Annotated in this window: 15 protein-coding genes; 3 read left to right on the top strand and 12 right to left on the bottom strand. The window is 32.9% G+C overall.

Annotated elements, in window-relative coordinates; translation table 11 throughout:
- Positions 1-2 precede the first annotated feature (2 nt).
- The 7 genes from BLV91_RS11175 to BLV91_RS11145 all read right to left on the bottom strand — a co-directional run bounded on the left by BLV91_RS11175 (position 3) and on the right by BLV91_RS11145 (position 7,419).
- Positions 3-1,205 carry a tetratricopeptide repeat protein gene (locus BLV91_RS11175; RefSeq protein ID WP_091433214.1) on the bottom strand — a complete coding sequence of 401 codons (1,203 nt, stop codon included), beginning with the start codon at positions 1,203-1,205 and terminating at the stop codon, positions 3-5.
- Positions 1,206-1,333: 128 nt separating this feature from the next.
- Complete coding sequence (locus BLV91_RS11170) at positions 1,334-2,011, bottom strand: metal-dependent hydrolase (RefSeq protein ID WP_091433211.1); 678 nt, start codon at positions 2,009-2,011, stop codon at positions 1,334-1,336.
- A 20-nt stretch (positions 2,012-2,031) separates the two neighbouring features.
- Entirely contained in the window at positions 2,032-2,994 is a 963-nt protein-coding gene (gene menA, locus BLV91_RS11165) for a 1,4-dihydroxy-2-naphthoate octaprenyltransferase (RefSeq protein ID WP_091433209.1), read from the bottom strand.
- Between the two features lie 45 nt (positions 2,995-3,039).
- Complete coding sequence (locus BLV91_RS11160) at positions 3,040-4,542, bottom strand: PH domain-containing protein (RefSeq protein ID WP_091433206.1); 1,503 nt, start codon at positions 4,540-4,542, stop codon at positions 3,040-3,042.
- Positions 4,542-5,057 carry a PH domain-containing protein gene (locus BLV91_RS11155; RefSeq protein WP_091433203.1) on the bottom strand — a complete coding sequence of 172 codons (516 nt, stop codon included), beginning with the start codon at positions 5,055-5,057 and terminating at the stop codon, positions 4,542-4,544. The genes BLV91_RS11160 and BLV91_RS11155 overlap by 1 nt, the downstream gene beginning before the upstream one ends.
- 70 nt (positions 5,058-5,127) lie before the next feature.
- A complete protein-coding gene (locus tag BLV91_RS11150) occupies positions 5,128-5,958 on the bottom strand; it encodes a 1,4-dihydroxy-2-naphthoyl-CoA synthase (protein ID WP_074724270.1) in 831 nt (276 codons plus the stop codon).
- Between the two features lie 606 nt (positions 5,959-6,564).
- Positions 6,565-7,419 carry a CvfB family protein gene (locus BLV91_RS11145; RefSeq protein WP_091433200.1) on the bottom strand — a complete coding sequence of 285 codons (855 nt, stop codon included), beginning with the start codon at positions 7,417-7,419 and terminating at the stop codon, positions 6,565-6,567.
- A gap of 298 nt (positions 7,420-7,717) precedes the next feature.
- Here BLV91_RS11145 and BLV91_RS17295 point away from each other — a divergent pair, with 298 nt between their 5' ends.
- A complete protein-coding gene (locus BLV91_RS17295) occupies positions 7,718-8,551 on the top strand; it encodes a M20/M25/M40 family metallo-hydrolase (RefSeq protein ID WP_317039695.1) in 834 nt (277 codons plus the stop codon).
- A 104-nt stretch (positions 8,552-8,655) separates the two neighbouring features.
- The gene (locus BLV91_RS17290) at positions 8,656-9,069 is read left to right on the top strand and encodes a fibronectin type III domain-containing protein (RefSeq protein ID WP_317039694.1); all 414 of its coding nucleotides are present in this window, start codon (positions 8,656-8,658) and stop codon (positions 9,067-9,069) included.
- Between the two features lie 129 nt (positions 9,070-9,198).
- Here the strand turns inward: BLV91_RS17290 and BLV91_RS11135 are convergent, their stop codons facing one another.
- From BLV91_RS11135 to menD, 3 genes are all read right to left on the bottom strand, one after another.
- Positions 9,199-11,475 (bottom strand): hypothetical protein, encoded by a 2,277-nt coding sequence (locus BLV91_RS11135; RefSeq protein WP_091433196.1) that lies wholly within the window; start codon positions 11,473-11,475, stop codon positions 9,199-9,201.
- Positions 11,476-11,624: 149 nt separating this feature from the next.
- On the bottom strand, positions 11,625-11,966 hold the full coding sequence (locus BLV91_RS11130; RefSeq protein ID WP_091433193.1) for a DUF2853 family protein: 342 nt from the start codon (positions 11,964-11,966) through the stop codon (positions 11,625-11,627).
- A 141-nt stretch (positions 11,967-12,107) separates the two neighbouring features.
- Complete coding sequence (gene menD, locus BLV91_RS11125) at positions 12,108-13,769, bottom strand: 2-succinyl-5-enolpyruvyl-6-hydroxy-3-cyclohexene-1-carboxylic-acid synthase (protein WP_091433189.1); 1,662 nt, start codon at positions 13,767-13,769, stop codon at positions 12,108-12,110.
- A gap of 142 nt (positions 13,770-13,911) precedes the next feature.
- Here menD and BLV91_RS11120 point away from each other — a divergent pair, with 142 nt between their 5' ends.
- Complete coding sequence (locus tag BLV91_RS11120) at positions 13,912-14,409, top strand: GNAT family N-acetyltransferase (protein WP_091433184.1); 498 nt, start codon at positions 13,912-13,914, stop codon at positions 14,407-14,409.
- Positions 14,410-14,485: 76 nt separating this feature from the next.
- Here the strand turns inward: BLV91_RS11120 and BLV91_RS11115 are convergent, their stop codons facing one another.
- Together BLV91_RS11115 and BLV91_RS11110 are read right to left on the bottom strand one after the other, a co-directional pair.
- Positions 14,486-15,073: a glutathione peroxidase gene (locus BLV91_RS11115; protein WP_091433464.1), complete on the bottom strand. Its 588-nt coding sequence runs from the start codon at positions 15,071-15,073 to the stop codon at positions 14,486-14,488.
- 138 nt (positions 15,074-15,211) lie between these two features.
- Positions 15,212-17,425 (bottom strand): TonB-dependent receptor, encoded by a 2,214-nt coding sequence (locus BLV91_RS11110; protein WP_091433181.1) that lies wholly within the window; start codon positions 17,423-17,425, stop codon positions 15,212-15,214.
- Position 17,426 lies beyond the last annotated feature (1 nt).

The following is a 17,426-nucleotide window of genomic DNA, read 5'->3' as shown; positions in this document are numbered from 1 at the left end:
TTCTAATTTGTTACTAGCTTTAAAACTCTCTCAAAATCATCATTCTGAATCCCTACCTTTTTAAACAGTGCAAAATCTTGTTTTATTTTTTGACCCCAACTCAAGCTATCATTGACGTTTTGAGACTGCCACTCCTTGTAAATTGATTTTGCTTTTCTAAAGTCATCATTAAGCAAATAGACGTGTGCCAAATTGAGCTTTATCAACAATTCTGTATCATCTAACTTCTCACCTTCTTGCAAAAATTTGATGGCTTTCCCGTATTGTTTCGTTAAAATATAATTAAATCCAATCGCATTATAATCTAAAGCCTTTGCCTTTCCATTGTTGATTAACCTTGTGTATTGAGTAATAACACTGCCGTAATCGCCTTTTTTACTGAAATTTAATGCTTGTATACGTAAATCATCATTTATACCCTTAGAAACTCCCGCTTCATTAATACAGCTATTACCAAAGTCCTTATACGCTTTTGTTTGCTCTATTAGAAGCAACTTTTGAAATTCCTGAAACTTGTATTGCTTTTGGATTTTCTCTTCTAGACAAATACAAAAATCGTCTGAACTCACCATTTTACTTGCTAATGCTGAAGTTTTACATTGATTAATGATGAATTTTCGGTTTTCTAAGGTCCATCCTCTGCTGAGTTTCGTGTCTACCCACGGCACTACTTCAAGAATGATTTTTTGCTTCATCATCCAATTTGTACTTTCAAAACCAAACCACAAATTCCCTAGACCAGATTGCATACAAGCAGATTTATCTAACGAAAGTCGCTTAGCATCTTTGCTTACTGGACTCTCCTGAGCCAAACACGCCTTAAACATTGCACCTGTTTTTTGATAATCTGAAGCCAATTCATTTGACGAAAAAACAGCATACTTGCACTTGTCGTCTCCTGAAATTTTTGACATTAAAAATACCGCTCCCGCTGAACCCTGACTAATTCCTGTAGGATCAGGAATTGATTTCAACACCGAAACTAAACTTCCAGCCAACTGCTGATTGTCATCAAGTAAGGTGATTCTATAAATCAATTCAGTAGTTCCGATGGGGAAATCGTCGGTTTTCACAACAATTCTATCTCGGGCAGAAACGATAATTTCTTTTGTGGCAGCCCTGTCTTTGTCCCAGTAGCCGTCTTTTTGAGCAAAAGCCGACTGATAAAAAATGCTAATGAATAGCAATACAACTATTTTCTTCACCTGTGTTTTCTTAATTACTGATATACCCCTAGCCCAGATGGAAGTGGAAATCCTTATGTGCTGGTACCGAAACCCCGGGACGGCACATAAGATTGCAACAAACAGCTGGAAATAGCTCCTAAAAAAAATTACAATTCGATACTGTCACCAATTGCTAATAACATCAAATCCTTCCCTTTATCAAAAAACTTTTGGATAGCTTCTTTATGATCTATTTTTATATATCCAAAGGTGTCATAGTGGTAACCTAATACTTTGTCACAATCAACGAAATCTGACGCAAGGATCGCATCTTCAACATCCATAGTGAAATTATCACCAATAGGAAGAATTGCTAAATCCAACTTAGTTCGCATAGGAATTAACTTCATATCCATTGTAAGAGCCGTATCGCCAGCGACATATATATTTTTATGTTCGCCTTCTATCACAAACCCACCTGCATTCCCTCCATATGTCCCATCAGGAAATGAACTAGAATGAATTGCATTTACGTATTTCACTTTCCCGAAGTCAAAATTCCAGCTTCCGCCATGATTCATAGGATGTGCCTGAAACCCCTTAGCAGAGTAATAACCCGCAATCTCAGCATTTGAGACAATAACGGCATTAGTGCGTTTTGCAATTGCCTCTACATCTAGAATATGATCTCCATGTGCATGAGTCAATAAAATATAATCCGCTTTTAAACTGTCAATATCAATATGTGCCGCCAATGGATTTTCAGATATAAATGGATCCACTAATACATGTTTTCCTCCTACTTTAATCCCAAGAGACGCGTGTCCGTAAAATGTAATTTTCATAATTATATATTTTTAAATTTTTATCTTCCTCCTAAAAACAGATTCACAATAATATCCGAAATTAACGATACCATCCCTAAAGCAAGCAATACCGAAAGAGCAAATGTACTAAGAGCTAGTTTTTTTAATTCAGGATCTAATAGTCTGGCATCTTTATTTTTATAGACTCTAACTAAATGAGCACTTAAAGGAATAAAAGCCAGTAAAAACAAGTATTGATCCAACCTAAAGCTGTTTAATAAAGCAAAAATCACAACCAAAGCCATTCCAAAAGTGACTACAAAATAATGGTACAACTTTGCTTTTTTACCTCCAATTTGAACTACTAATGTATTCTTCCCTACTTTTCTATCAGACTCCTCATCACGCATATTGTTTAAATTCAAAACACCAACACTTAAAAATCCAATCGCCATTGCCGGTAAAAAGAGTTCCAAATCCAATTGTTTTGAATACAAAAAGTTCACACCTAAAGTACTTACTAATCCAAAAAATACAAACACAAAAATATCGCCAAAACCACGGTATCCGTAAGCTTTGCTTCCTATTGTATAACGTATCGCTGATGCGATTGCTAAAATTCCCAATACTAAATAGAAAAATGAATAGAAAAAATTTGAGTCCCCAAATGCGAAATAAATCAATAGCATTGCCGAAAGCAAAGTAAGCCCTGAGGTAATTATTATAGCTTTTTTCATCGCCTCTGGGGTAATTACACCACTTTGAATAGCGCGTTTTGGCCCTACTCGATCTTCATTATCTGTTCCTTTTACCCCATCGCCATAATCATTAGCGAAATTGGATAAAATCTGTAATCCAAGAGTGGTTAACATTGCAAAACCAAATAGTCTCCAGTTAAAAACGTCTGTTGGTGTCAATATATTATCTGTTGGGTTTGCCAGCGCATACATACTACCCACAATAATACCGGAAACCGATAAGGGTAGTGTTCTTAATCGTGCGGCTTCTATCCAATGCTTCATTTTATTTTATTTTTGTATTATTAATTATTTCATTTCTTCAAAAGACTACATCCAATTACTGTTTGAAGTCTCCAATTCAAAAAGCCAAAGATTGACGTACTGCTTAATTTTAGAATAATCTCCCAATTGAAAGGCAATATTACCCCCAGCAGTATGTATCGTTATTGACCCAATATCAGCGCTTTTATGCCAAAACAATTGCGAGGTTGTAATAGCTTGTATCTTCCCCGGCTCAATTATCATATTATCGACATCCCAAGCGCCACTTTGCTTAATGATAAAGTCATCATTAATAAAAAGCCTATTATTTTTAAACCCGAAAAACACAATACTCCCGACAAAAAACACATATAAAGGCGCTAGGTATGCATAATCCCAAAATCGAGGCTCGATGTACTTCGCAAAAGTAAAATAAGCAGTTAAAGGTAATACTATCGACAGAAATATCGAAAAAACTAATTTGCGATAATTTGGCTTTAACATTATTCCCTTTTCAGGTGCTTTAAGAAATAGTAATTTAAGTATTTCAACACTTTCCGTTTCGTTACAACCCGGAATTTCAATAACTGATTTGCGTTCTTCTTTCTCGCCACTGGTTGCCTGTTTTATTTTAAGCTCCAGAATATTCATTTTTTTTTGGAAAAAATTTCTAGTAATGGTCACTATCTGCACCTTTTCGGGCTTAATAATCGTGCTTTTTGTACTCATCAACCCAAATGACAGCAATAGCGAACCGTTTTGTCTGGTAATTTTATAATCAAAATACCTAAAAACAACCCGAATTAAATTGATAATCAAAATGGCTGAAATTAACAAAAAAGCAATAATAGCTACGGACTGAATGATCCTAGTTTTATCTAAATAAGCGTCTATCTTTTCATCGTCGAAATCATATTGATTTATAAAGTTCTTACTATTTTCAAAAACTGTTGCAACGAAAGCCACTATTAAACCAAGGCTTTTTACATAATTAGACGTGATCCCTACTTTCAACAAACTCAAAAAACTGATTTCCATAAAAGGACGTTCTTCCGCCGTTTCTGACCGCAATGCCATTTCTAGCTTTTCAGAGTCAGCCTCTACTTTTTCATTTTCCAATAAGCTAGCTTTTAAACTTAAAGCCGATGGATGCGAAATCGCTTTTATTCTCCCTTCTTTTTTACTGCTCCCTGCAGTATCGACATCGAGTTCGTAAACTCCTATAAACCTTTGAATCAAGGACTGATTAATATTTACCTGTTGTATTTTATTAAGTTGAATGATGGTTTTTGTTTTATTCAAAATCCCTTCATTTATAACAAACTCCTTATTTTCATCATCCAAATAAAAGGTGAAATTCAAGTATTTCAGGTAGGCTATAATCCCAATAACAATCAAAAAAAAAGTAATGCCAGTAAATAGATAGGCTTTATTCAGTTCATCTATCTTAAAAACATACACCAGCGCTATAGGCCACAAAGCCCTTCCCCATTGCTGCAAAGTATTAACAAACATCAATAAAACACCTATGGAAGATTGCCGCTGCGGTTGTTTAAATCCGTCCTCCATTACAGTTCTTTTTGAATTTTACCCATCAACAACTGTTTGATATTTTCCGCCTGTTCCATTTCGATTCCAGGAATCTGAATATCGCTTGAACTACCACCAGCAGTAAAAACCTCTATTTTAGCCAGCCCAAAAAAACGGGAAACAAAACCTTCATGTAACGCCACGTGTTGCACTCTATTATAAGGAATTACAATTGTATTCGTAGCTATTATTCCGTATCTATACAACACATCATGAGTTCTAAAAGCAAATCCTTTTTTCTTAAAACCTATTCTGGACAGCAGCAGAACCGCAATTAACAGAACAGAATAAATGACTAAAATTTCCATTAGAAACACTAATAGACCTTGGTTGAAAAACAATAGCGCCCCTAGACCAACAGCCAAAATTAAAAAAAAGAAAAAGGCATTAATCAAAGTCACCTTCCAGTAATTGGAATGCAAAACTGAAAATTCTACTTCTTCAAACCTAGGAAGCTGTGTCGTATCAATTATTTCATTTGTAAAATTCTCCATTTTTCAGGTTTAAAGTTTAATGTTTAAAAATTTAAAGTACTCGAGACAACTTTAAAAAACTTTAAACCTTTTATGGCAACCATTTTTTCTCAAAGTTTGGCTTTCTCTTTTCTAAGAATGCATTCCTTCCTTCTTTAGCTTCTTCGGTCATATAAGCAAGTCTAGTAGCTTCACCAGCAAAAACCTGTTGTCCTACCATTCCGTCGTCAGTAAGATTCATCGCAAATTTCAACATTTTGATAGCCATAGGTGACTTTCCTAAAATTTCCTGGGCCCATTCATAAGCAGTATCTTCTAATTCAGCATGAGGAATAACAGCATTTACCATTCCCATATCCATTGCATCTTGCGCCGAATAATTGCGACCTAAGAAGAAAATCTCACGTGCTTTTTTCTGACCTACCATTTTTGCTAAATAAGCAGAACCGTATCCGCCATCAAAACTGGTAACATCAGCATCTGTTTGTTTGAATATAGCATGTTCTTTACTAGCTAAAGTAAGATCACAAACTACGTGTAAACTATGTCCACCTCCTACAGCCCATCCTGGAACCACAGCAATAACTACCTTAGGCATAAAACGAATCAAACGCTGTACTTCAAGTATGTTTAAACGATGTTGCCCATCTTCTCCCACATAGCCCTGATGACCGCGCGCATTTTGATCGCCACCGCTACAAAAAGAATATACCCCATCTTTAGACGAAGGTCCTTCAGCAGACAGTAAAACAACTCCTATTGAAGTATCTTCTTGTGCATCATAAAACGCATTATACAATTCAGCAGTAGTTTTAGGACGAAATGCATTTCGTACATCAGGTCTGTTGAACGCTATTCTGGCTACTCCGTTGCATTTTTTATATGTGATATCTTCGTATTCTTTGGCGGTAATCCAATCCATTATAATTGATTTAAATTATTTAACTGTAAAAATAAATCATTTTTTGCAGTTTATACTATTCTATCAAGGGAAGCTTTAGCAATAGGTCATTAATCAATGACCTCAAAGTGTTAAAATTTTAAATAAAATAAAATATTAACAGTCCACTTAAGAAATAATTATTAATTTTAGACAATGATAATCAGCTAATTGGAAACAAATCACACTGATTTAGCCCGAATTTCACTGATTTATTAACCTAAAAAAAGAATACCTTGATTAAATTTAAAAATTTTGTCTCTCTTGATTTTATGGTTTTAAATAAGAACCCAAAAAGGGAGAAAACGGGAAAGCAATTTACCGAAATTGTGAAAGGACTATAGTAACACCTACGGTTAAAATAAAAGATTTGAGAACCAAATCGCTGCAATTATAAAGTTACATAGCAGCAAAACTTTGGAATAACTGTCTTTATACAATAAAAAGAAACCAAATGGTTTTTATTATAAATAAGTCTAGCTTGTAAGTAAATGTTTCACCTAGATTATTTTTAGTTTTGTACTTCGATTCATTCGAAACAAACTAAAAAGAGAAAGACTAATCATCTCGATTAGTCTTTCTTTTTTTTTATTCCTTAACGAGATAAATCCCGTCTTCCTTAATTTCAATTAATTTCTCTCTGTATAAAGCTCCAATCGCCTTTTTAAAGGTTTTCTTACTCATTTTCAAAACCGTTTTAATATCCTCAGGATGCGAACTATCAGTTAATCGCAAGAAACCACGACTCGCTCTAAGTTCATCCAGAATAATATCTGCATTAGGTTCGATACTTTGATATCCTTGAATTTGAAGCGCAACATCAATTTTATTATCAGGACGAATCGCTTTAATATAACCACGCATACGATCTCCGGTACGAATAGCATCATCATAAACCTCATCTTTATACAACAAACCTTTATGTCGTTCATTTATGATAACATTGATTCCAAGTTCCGTAATATGCGAAACAATCAAATCAACCTCTTCTCCTTTTTCAACAGTAACCTCATCATTTTTAAGAAATTGATTCGTCTTACTTGAAGCAACTAAACGGTTAGTTTTTTCATCCATATAGAGATAAACCAAGTAGCGTTTTCCTTTTTCCATAGGACGAGCTTGCTCTTTAAACGGAACCAAAATATCTTTTTCCATTCCCCAATCCATAAAAGCACCTATTTGATTGACATAATTCACACGTAAAAGCGCAAATTCATTCAACAAAATATAAGGCTCTAATGTGGTAGCAACTGGGCGTTCTTCGTGATCTAAATAAACAAAAACAATAAGCTCCTCACCTATTTCAAATTCATTTGGCACATACTTATTAGGTAAAAGTATGTCATGTAATCCTTCAGGATCCGTTTCTGGCGTTCCTAAAAACAAACCAACTTTGGTATCACGTAATATGGTAAGCGTATTGTATTTTCCTATTTCAATCATTATATTCTATTTTCTAAGGCGCAAAGGTACGAAGTTTGAAAATAGTAAACTCATGACTTCTTAGAATTCCCAAATATTTTACATTTTAGTAGCAAAAATTTCATTTTCCAAATCATAAATCGTCCCGCTGTACGCAGTATCTTTTTGGCTGAACCCCAGCCAAAAAAGGATACTTGCTCCCATCAGGGCTATCAAAGACATTTTTGTCTTTAAAATAGTCGGTTATTAATCAACACTCCTATATAATTTTTATTTATTTTTATTTATTTTTAAAGTCTAAAATAATCAACCAATTTAAATGAAACCAAATCCTATTAGCTATCTCTTTGTATTTCTGTTTTTTTCGCAAATTTCTGGCGCACAAATTATTAATGACGATCCTGAAATTAAAAAGATGATTACTGAAATCAAAGCAGAAAGCCTTGAAAACACAGTTAAAAAATTAGTCTCTTTTGGAACAAGACATACCTTAAGCGATACCAAAAGTAAAACGCGAGGCATTGGCGCTGCACAGCAGTGGGTCAAATCAGAGTTTGATAAATACGCCTTGCAATCCAGCGGCAGACTAACTTCAGTCATTGATTATTTCACCATAAAAGCAGATGGAAGACGCATTGCAGTTGATAGCCAACTAGGAAATGTTATAGCTACTTTAAAAGGAACGGACCCAACAGATAATCGTGTACTTATCATTAGTGGTCATTTAGATTCTAGAGTTTCTGATGTTATGGATGCTAAATCAGATGCGCCAGGTGCAAATGATGATGGTTCAGGAGTAGCCGCCATGATGGAACTTGCCAAGATTATGAGCAAAAGAGCCTTTCCTTATACAATCCTTTTTGTTGCCGTTACAGGAGAAGAACAAGGATTATATGGTGCAAGACATTTAGCCGAACTAGCTAAAAAAGAAAATTGGAATATTATTGCCATGCTAAACAATGATATGATAGGAAACAGTTTATCAAGCGGAACTAATTTAAGAGACAATACTAAAGTCAGAGTTTTTAGCGAAGCTACTCCTTATCTGGAAACAGAAGACGAAGCTAAAATGCGAAAGCTAATCAACAGAGATAATGATAGCCCATCAAGATTATTAGCACGTTATTCAAAACAACTACTGATCAATACGTAGACCAGCTAGAAATAAATCTTGTTTATAGAAATGATCGTTTTTTACGCGGGGGGGACCACACTCCTTTTAGTCAAAATGGTTTTACAGCGATTCGTTTTTGCGAAATGAATGAAAATCACGACCACCAGCATCAAGATTTAAGAACAGAAAATGAGATTAAATATGGTGATCTTCCTGAATTTATGGATTTTGAATACCTCAGAAAAATAGCGGCTTCAAATTTGGCCACATTGGCTAATTTAGCTTCAGCCCCTAAAGCCCCAACAAATGTGGGTATTGAAGTAAAAGACCTTACTAACTTTTCGACCTTGGTATGGAAAGCTCCAGAAGGTAAAAAAGTATATGGTTACCAAGTATTAGTAAGAGAAACTTCGGATACCAATTGGCAAAAATCAATTTTTGTATCAGATACAAAAACAACGATACCATATTCAAAAGATAATTTTCTTTTTGCGGTGCAATCAATTGATCAATTAGGACATGCAAGTTTAGCTGTGTTTCCAATACCAATTCGCTAAAAACCCATACTATTACTCATAAAAAAAGCGCCCAAAAGGCGCTTTAATATTTTTATGTCAATTTACTAATTGTAAACACTTTCCTTTTTAAAATGAATAGCTAATAAATAAAAAACCGTATAATTTGATTTAACTAGATGTCTTAATCTCACAAATTAAATTATCAAACTCGGTAAAAATATTATCATTCATTTTTTTTGTTCTATAAAACTCCTTACATGAATCAGAAATTAAACTAATTACCTTATTAACATATTTTTTTTCTTGAAATAATAACTTAAGATCATCTAGCTTATTTTTATCATTATAATATTTAATTAGCTTATACAAAACATCATCAATTACCGTCTCGTTTTCAATTTCATCGGGAGGTATTATTTCTTTATCCTGAATTTTATGTATTTCATTATTCTTTATATCAGCTAGTTTACTTGTATATTCTATCCCCACCTCATTATTTGGATTTAATATAGTAGTAATCGAATCAATCAAAGCATGTGCAGAATCAATTATTTCATCAGAAATATGAGCAATAATGGTATTCGTTAAAGTTTCTGATTCAACAGAAAATTGAACTAAAGAAAATAAATCGATAAATTTTCCAGGTCTAAACAAGTGCCATTTCTGAGCTTTTGGATTTTTTAAAAAATATTCTTTTTTAATATTAAAAAAAGCATTGTCCCACGTTATAAATACAGGAGTTAATTGATGAATATTAATGTCATCATCTCCTAAAAACTCCATCATACTCGCATCATTTTCTGTTGCATGTATTGGTTTAAATTTTTTACTTGCAGAAAGATAATTCCATATAAGTTTCTTTGATTGTTCTAAATCATAATTTTTTGAAATAGTTTCTTTCTCTATATTTAATTCATCAAGATAAGTCTCTATATATTGTAAATGAGTTCTATAGCCATCATCAGCTTTGAATTTAAATTTATTCATAAACTCTTCAAAGCTAAGATTATTTTCATATTCATTTATTCTTAAATAAAAATTGTACAGAACATTTCTTGATCTACCTAAACTTTTAAAACTTTCTAGTCTCGTAAATGGAATTAAATTCAAAGCTTCTTTTATATGACTCTGCGTCTCACTCAAATATTTATCTGTAAGAAATAACTTTACGTTGTTCTTTTTTGAAAATTCAATTAAAGACCGAGTTGTGTTATAATAATAATTTTCAAATTCTATTTCAGAATTATAAAAATAGCATAATGCATGAATTGCTATCTGTGTATCAATAAAAATCTTTTTTTTATGGTCTAAATAATTCTGACAATCTGACAAACTTGTGTGTTTACTAAAAATAATACTAGCACTGTATTTTTGAATAAACTTGTTGCTTTTACAATAATTCAATAATTTTAAAACTAATTTAGTCGCTTCTTCAACTTTGTTCAATTTGTCCGTTGCAAACTTCAAAAAAGCTGTAGCAATAGTACTAATATTTTCTTCCTCAATTTCTTTTTCAAAAGCAAACAACTCTGAATGAAAATTGTCTGTATAAATTGTTCTTAAATATTCAATATATTCTTCTTTAAATGACTTTTGATTAAACAACCCTAAAATTTCTTCAATTTCACTTAAAAATTCATTTTCTTTTAATATAAAGTTTTCTTTTAAACTATAAATTCTCTTTAGTTCACTTTCTTCTAATGTATAATCTTTCTGATTTAATAACACTTTTTTACTACTTAAAAGTCTATTTAATAATTTTTCATAAAAAATAAGATTATCACCTGATTTAAAATTCATTTCACATTTTTCAACAATTTTATCTTTATTTATAATTTTTTCATTGTATATCAATTCAAGAATATATGCTTCGATTATGTGTAATTTAAAATCCGAAGCACTTCCAAAACTTACCAAATCCATTATTAAGTTTTTATCGGAATTTGGAAATATCTTACTTTCTTTAATTATGTTTTCTAGATCATTAATATCAAAAATAGCACGTTTTAAATCTGAACTATTCTCAGCATCTTCAGCAATAACTTTTGCCTCAATAAAAGTCAAATAAATATCTCTATTTAAGGCCTCCTTTTCAAATTCTCTTATTTGTTGATTAGTCAGTTCTTTTGAATAAAAAAAGAAAAGTTTATTCGAATAACCATATTTTTTATAATTTAAACATGCTTTATCTAAGTCCTCAATGATTTTCTTTTTTAGAGCGGTTAATTTAGATTTTGAATTTGATTCTTGTACAGTTAATTGATATTGAGCTTTTTCATCCCCAAAATCAAATATTTTAATATCCATACCAACATCTCCCTTTCCATCAGTATTAATTATCCTTTTTTTATTATAAATTTCTTTTAAATAAACTTTTACAATTTTATCAAATTCAGGTTTGTCTAATGTTTTTAGCTGATCAATTATAAATTTCTTTGCAGACATATTTTTAAATCTTATTATTTTTTAGTAAAAGTAAGTATATCGTATAATTATTATTCATTAGAACTTGTTTTTTTGATAATTAAATTCAAAGAAATCACCTTAAAAAAAAAGCGCCCATAAGGCGCTTTTAATTTTATATCAATAATTTACTAATTGTAAACACTTTCCTTTTTAAAATGAATAGCTAATAGATAATAAACAACAGCTCTGTATTTATTTGCATTTGAGCGACCATACTTTTCAATAACAGCATCAATTCCAGCATCTAAACTTGGTCCGTCTGCAAGTCCTAATTTTTTAATTAAAAAGTTGTTTTTTACCGTATCTAATTCTGATTGCTGGCTACCTGCAACTGTTGAGGAATCCTTATTATAAATTGATGGACCACAACCAATAGTTACTTTAGTCAATAAATCCATGTCAGGGGTTATACCACATTTGTCCTTCAAATCAGCAGCATACTTTACAATTAATTCGTCTCTTGCACTCATAAATAATAGTTTTAAATGTTGATTATTAAATTCTTACATTCTCAAATTTAAGAATTAAATTTATAAACCAAGCACTTTTCAACTCAATAAAGCAAAATACATGCAATGCCTTCCATAAAACACTTATGCTTTCGAATAAAACTATACTAATTCCTTAAAGTATTTTAATAGAATAGCATCGTTATTTAATGTTGGCGTAAAAATCTCAAATATACACGGCTTTTCATTCTTGGAATAAAAGGATGTTAAACCCTTTTCGAGAGTACTTTCATCACTTGCAATACTATATCCAAATCCATACATTTTAGCTAAGTGTTCTGCTGTAAGACAGTGTGCCGTTTCAAAGAAAGTATTAAAAACAGGCGTTTCTTCATGGCCTGGTAAGATTCTAAAGATCCCTCCTCCTCCATTATTAATTAGAATAATCTTGAAGTTCTTAGGGATATAATTATTCCATAAAGCGTTGCTGTCATATAAAAAACTAATATCACCAGTTATAAAAACAGTCTGTTTTCCATTGGCAACAGCCGCTCCCACAGCTGTAGACGTACTTCCATCTATACCACTGGTTCCTCGATTGCAATACACCTCAACCGATGGATCAATATCAATCAATTGTGCGTACCGTATGGCCGAACTGTTACTAATTTGCAATTGGCTATTATTAGGTAAAGACTCAATCACTTTCTCAAAAACTTTAAAATCAGAGAATGGAATTTTGTCCAAATAAACATCGCTTTTTTGCTTGCGCAAATGTTTTACTGCTTGGACTTTTTCAAAATAATTACTAGTAAGCGTTTTAGTAAGTGGCAAGAAAGCATCAAAGAACGTATTGGTATCCATTTCAAAATGCTTCGTTAAGATTCCAAAAGTGTCGTAAGCTCTTAAAGTGTCAATATGCCAATGCTGTTTGGGTTTGTATTTTCGTAAAAAAGCCTTTATTCGTTTAGAGACAATCATTCCACCAAAAGTCACCAAAATATCTGGACAGAACTCTTCGAAATCTTCGTTTGTAAAAGGAGTAATTATGGTGTCTATATTATTAATAAAAGTAGGATGATGTAAGTTGGAAGTCGTTTCAGTCATAACAACAACCGAGTTATCATCAGCCAATGCTTCAATTGTTCTATCGCTAACAACATTAGGATCATTTACTCCCACCAAAACCATTTTTCTAGTTGAATTATTCCAAATACTAGCGAATTCGGTCAAATCATCAATGGAAATCGTCTGATCATCATTTGCGGAAGCGATAGTATTGACGACAACAGAGAGTTCAGAAACCGTTTCATATAAAGGTTCTTCAAATGGCGCATTGATATGTACCGGGCCTTTTTTATCAATTGCTCTGTTTATGGCCTCATTAATTTTACCTTCATTTTCAGCACTATCCTCTTCTTTAAGATTAGCGTTAAACAGAGAGTGATTAGCAAATACATTTTCCTGACGAATCGTTTGCCCATCGCCAATATCAATCTTGCTTTGCGGGCGGTCAGCAGAAATTACAATCAATGGAATCTGGCTGTAAAATGCTTCCGCAAAAGCGGGATAGTAATTCAACAATGCCGAACCAGAGCTACAAACTAGAGCAACTGGCTGTTTCGTTTGCTGTGCAATTCCTAAACCAAAAAAAGCTGCCGAACGCTCGTCAGCAATACTGTAGCATTGAAAAGCAGGGTTATTTGCAAAACCAATTGTTAGTGGTGCATTACGTGAACCTGGAGAAATTATTATGGTAGTGATTCCTTTGGCCAAACAAGTTTGAATTATGCTTTGTGCTAAAGGTATTTTGGGGTAAATCATTCAATTTTAATTTAAAGTTCAAGGTTTAAAAGTTTAAAGTTGTTCGAAACCTCAAGCCAAGCAAAGTTACAAACTTGCTCCCTCTTTTCGCCTCATTTTAACTGATTTTTATTAAATTTGACAACAAAATTTACTTATCAAAATGGAAATCAAAATTCGACCATACCACGCTGAGGATACACAAGCGATATTAGATATTATCAATTACAATATTTTAAATTCAACTGCTTTGTATGATTATAACATTAGAAGTTATGAGCAACAAAAAGCAATTTTAGAAGAAAAAATAGCCAAAAACTTCCCTGTTATTGTAGCGGAATTGGATGGAGTTGTTGCTGGTTTTGGAATGTATAGTGAATTTAGATTCCGCGAAGCCTACAAATTCACCGTAGAGCATTCTGTCTACGTGAATAATGATTTTCATGGAAAAGGAATTGGTAAACTATTACTACTTGAATTGATTGAACTAGCAAAAAACCAAGGATTGCACACTATGGTAGGTGTGATTGATGCCGAAAATCAAAGTAGCATCGATTTTCATGAAAAATTTGGATTCAAAACCGTTGGAACCATTAAGGATTCAGGGTTTAAATTTGACCGCTGGTTGCACTCTGTTTTTGTGCAATTGATTTTAGAGTAAAAAAAAACGCTAATTCACTACTTATTTGATATCCAAATAGAATAGTGAATTAGCGGTACTATATCCTTGCAATATATTAAGCTTTAATCCAGTTTATAACCTCAGGGTCCGTAGGCAATGTTTGTGGAGAAATCACTTTTGCCAATTCTCCATTTTCATTAATCAGGTATTTTTGAAAATTCCATTCCACATCGGAATCTTGCAATCCATTTTTAGATTTTTGAGTCAAAAACTGATATATTTCACACATATCATCTCCTTTTACGGATACTTTGTCCATCATGGGGAAAGTTACTCCATAATTCATTTGGCAAAAAGAAGCGATTTCTTCGTTTGTACCCGGTTCTTGTGAAGCAAAATTATTGGCAGGGAATCCCACTATCACAAAACCTTTGTCTTGGTATTCTTTATAAATGGCTTCCAGATCTTTGTATTGTGGTGTTAGTCCGCATTTTGAAGCCGTATTTACAATCATCACTTTCTTGCCTTTCAGGCTAGCAAAGTCAAAAGTGTTTCCTGATAAATCTTCTACTTTAAATTGGTAGATGTTTTGTTTTGTCATAGCTATTTCAGTTTTGTTTTTATCCGCCTTTTTGTTTTGTGCCTGATTCTGGCAACTAAAAAGCAGTAGTGCTGTGCAAGCTACAAATAATAGGTTTTTCATATTTATATTTTTGATAAAATTAAACAAATCGGAATACTTATACTTCGTATAAATTTTATTTTTTAATTGAACAGTTGTTAAAAAAAAAGAACCTAACGTCAAACAAATAACGTTAGGCTCGAATTCAAAATTAATCTTTTAAAATGTATAGGTAATCTTTCCTTTCATATAAAAAGGAGTTCCTGGCGTAAAATGAATTTCTTCAACACTATTGGGCTCGTTTTGCAATCTCGATTCTGTAGCAAATTGAGTTTCGTTCCATTCCGTATTCAATAAATTCTCAACTGATACTCCAAAAGTGACTTTACTATAAGTATAATTCACATTGAAATCAGCTATCGCATATCCTTTGGCTACAATTGAGTTATCTTCATTAGCAGGGCGACTTTTTAAATAACGGTAGCGCAATCCTCCTGAGAATCCATTCCATTTCTGGAAACTCAATCCGCCAGTCGAAGTGAAATCTGGAGCTAGAGGAATGTAATTTTGACCAGTAGGTTCATCAATGCTTCTCGCATACGTATAATTGGCGTCAGCATCAAAGTACAAATAGTCATTTAGTTGGTAACGCAAACCCAAATCAATTCCCATGCGTTTTGATTTTCCGCTAGGTTCAATGATTCCAGCGTCTCCTACATAAACAAATTCTTGTTCTAAGTACAAATACCATAAAGCCGAATTCACAATTAATTTAGGAAATGGTTTCCAGATCGTTCCTACATCGGCACCGATAGCTGTTGGCAAAATTTGTTTTCCATTATTTTGAACCACTACCCTAGCATCATTAGAATGAAAACCCATTCCCGATTTTACAAAAAACTGAAGATCGTTATTTTGGGAATAGATAAAATTCAACTTTGGTGAAACCTTCACTTCAGTTTCTGATTGTGTACTATATATAGGAGCTAATTTATCTTGGTAATTAAATTTAAAATAATCCAATCTGATAGCAGGATTAATTAGCAGTTTACCAAACTTAATTTCTGAATCTAAATAAGTAAAACCATTAGTTTCATCGATATCTCCTAACTTAATTCTTTCTAATGTTGTACTTCTATTCAAAGTATGAGAAAGTTCAGTATCTATAGTTGCATCGGCACGAAAACCAACACCCAACTGAAACAATACGTCCCAATCGTTATTTTTTATTTTCTTGTTTAGCTCCGCATTCATTCCGTATATATCTCTACTTTCTTTTTGTTTTATCTGATCTCCGTTAATAGGATCTTCTAAGAAAAAAGTAAAGTTAGAATACAATTCAAATTCATACTTCGAATAAAAAGCATTCGCTTTAAAGAATGTATTCTCATCTATAGGTTTGCTTAAACTAGCATTTATATTAGTTCTTGAGGTATTTCCACCTTCTGTATCATCAACAGATCCAAATCTAGAAATGGTTCCATTATCGACCAAGCGTTGTGGTATTTGACCAGAAGCATCCCACTTACTGGAAAAACGAGAGGCAGAAATTGAAAACTTACTGTTGTCATCTAAAATAGCTGAATATTTTCCCAACAGATTGACTCTATTGAAATTTTGGGGAGAATCAAATGGCCCATCTGTTAAGATATATTCTGTGGCGATATATGCCGATTGTTTTTTTTGTTTTCCCAATAGGTCAAATAAACCCACTGTTCTTACTGTATTAAATTGACCAGCTTCAACACTGATACTACTCTTATTTAATTTTTCGATAGTTTGGAAGGCAACGTACCCTGCGGTTGCAAAATCCCCTTTGTCCGCATAATACGCGCCTTTTCCAAAATCTATCTTTTCTACAGTCTCCGGAATCACAAAATGTAAGTCGGCATAACCTTGTCCATGTGCATGTGAAACCATATTCACTGGCATTCCATCTACTGAAATGGCAATGTCTGTACCATGGTCGATATCAAAACCTCTCAAGAATATTTGTTCTGCTTTACCACCACCAGCGTGCTGTCCTATGAACAAGCCCGGTACTTTCCTTAGAATTTCCTGCGAAGAATTTACGGGAGCGGTTTCCAAATCAATTTTTGAAATTACATTCATAGCCGATAGTTTTTGTTGAATGACAATTTCATTCAATCTAAAAATATCATCTTCCATAACAATTCTATTTTCAGTTTCAGTGATAGTATAATTAGATTTCTTATATCCTAAAGCACTTACTTTTACAACATCTCCAATATTTGTTTTATCAATACTGAACATACCTAAATCATTAGTATGTGCATGACTGTCTGAACTTGTGTTTACTAAATAGGCATTTTCGATTGCGTTACCAAATTCATCTACGATAATTCCCTTCTGGGCTTGACTGTGCGTTACTAATCCTATTAAGAACAGTAGTATAGTTAAAAAATATCTCATC

Origin of the sequence: Flavobacterium degerlachei (genome assembly GCF_900106645.1) — a bacterium.
Lineage (GTDB): Bacteria > Bacteroidota > Bacteroidia > Flavobacteriales > Flavobacteriaceae > Flavobacterium > Flavobacterium degerlachei.
Note: the sequence above shows the minus strand (reverse complement) of the source record. Positions and strands in the feature narration are given on the sequence as shown.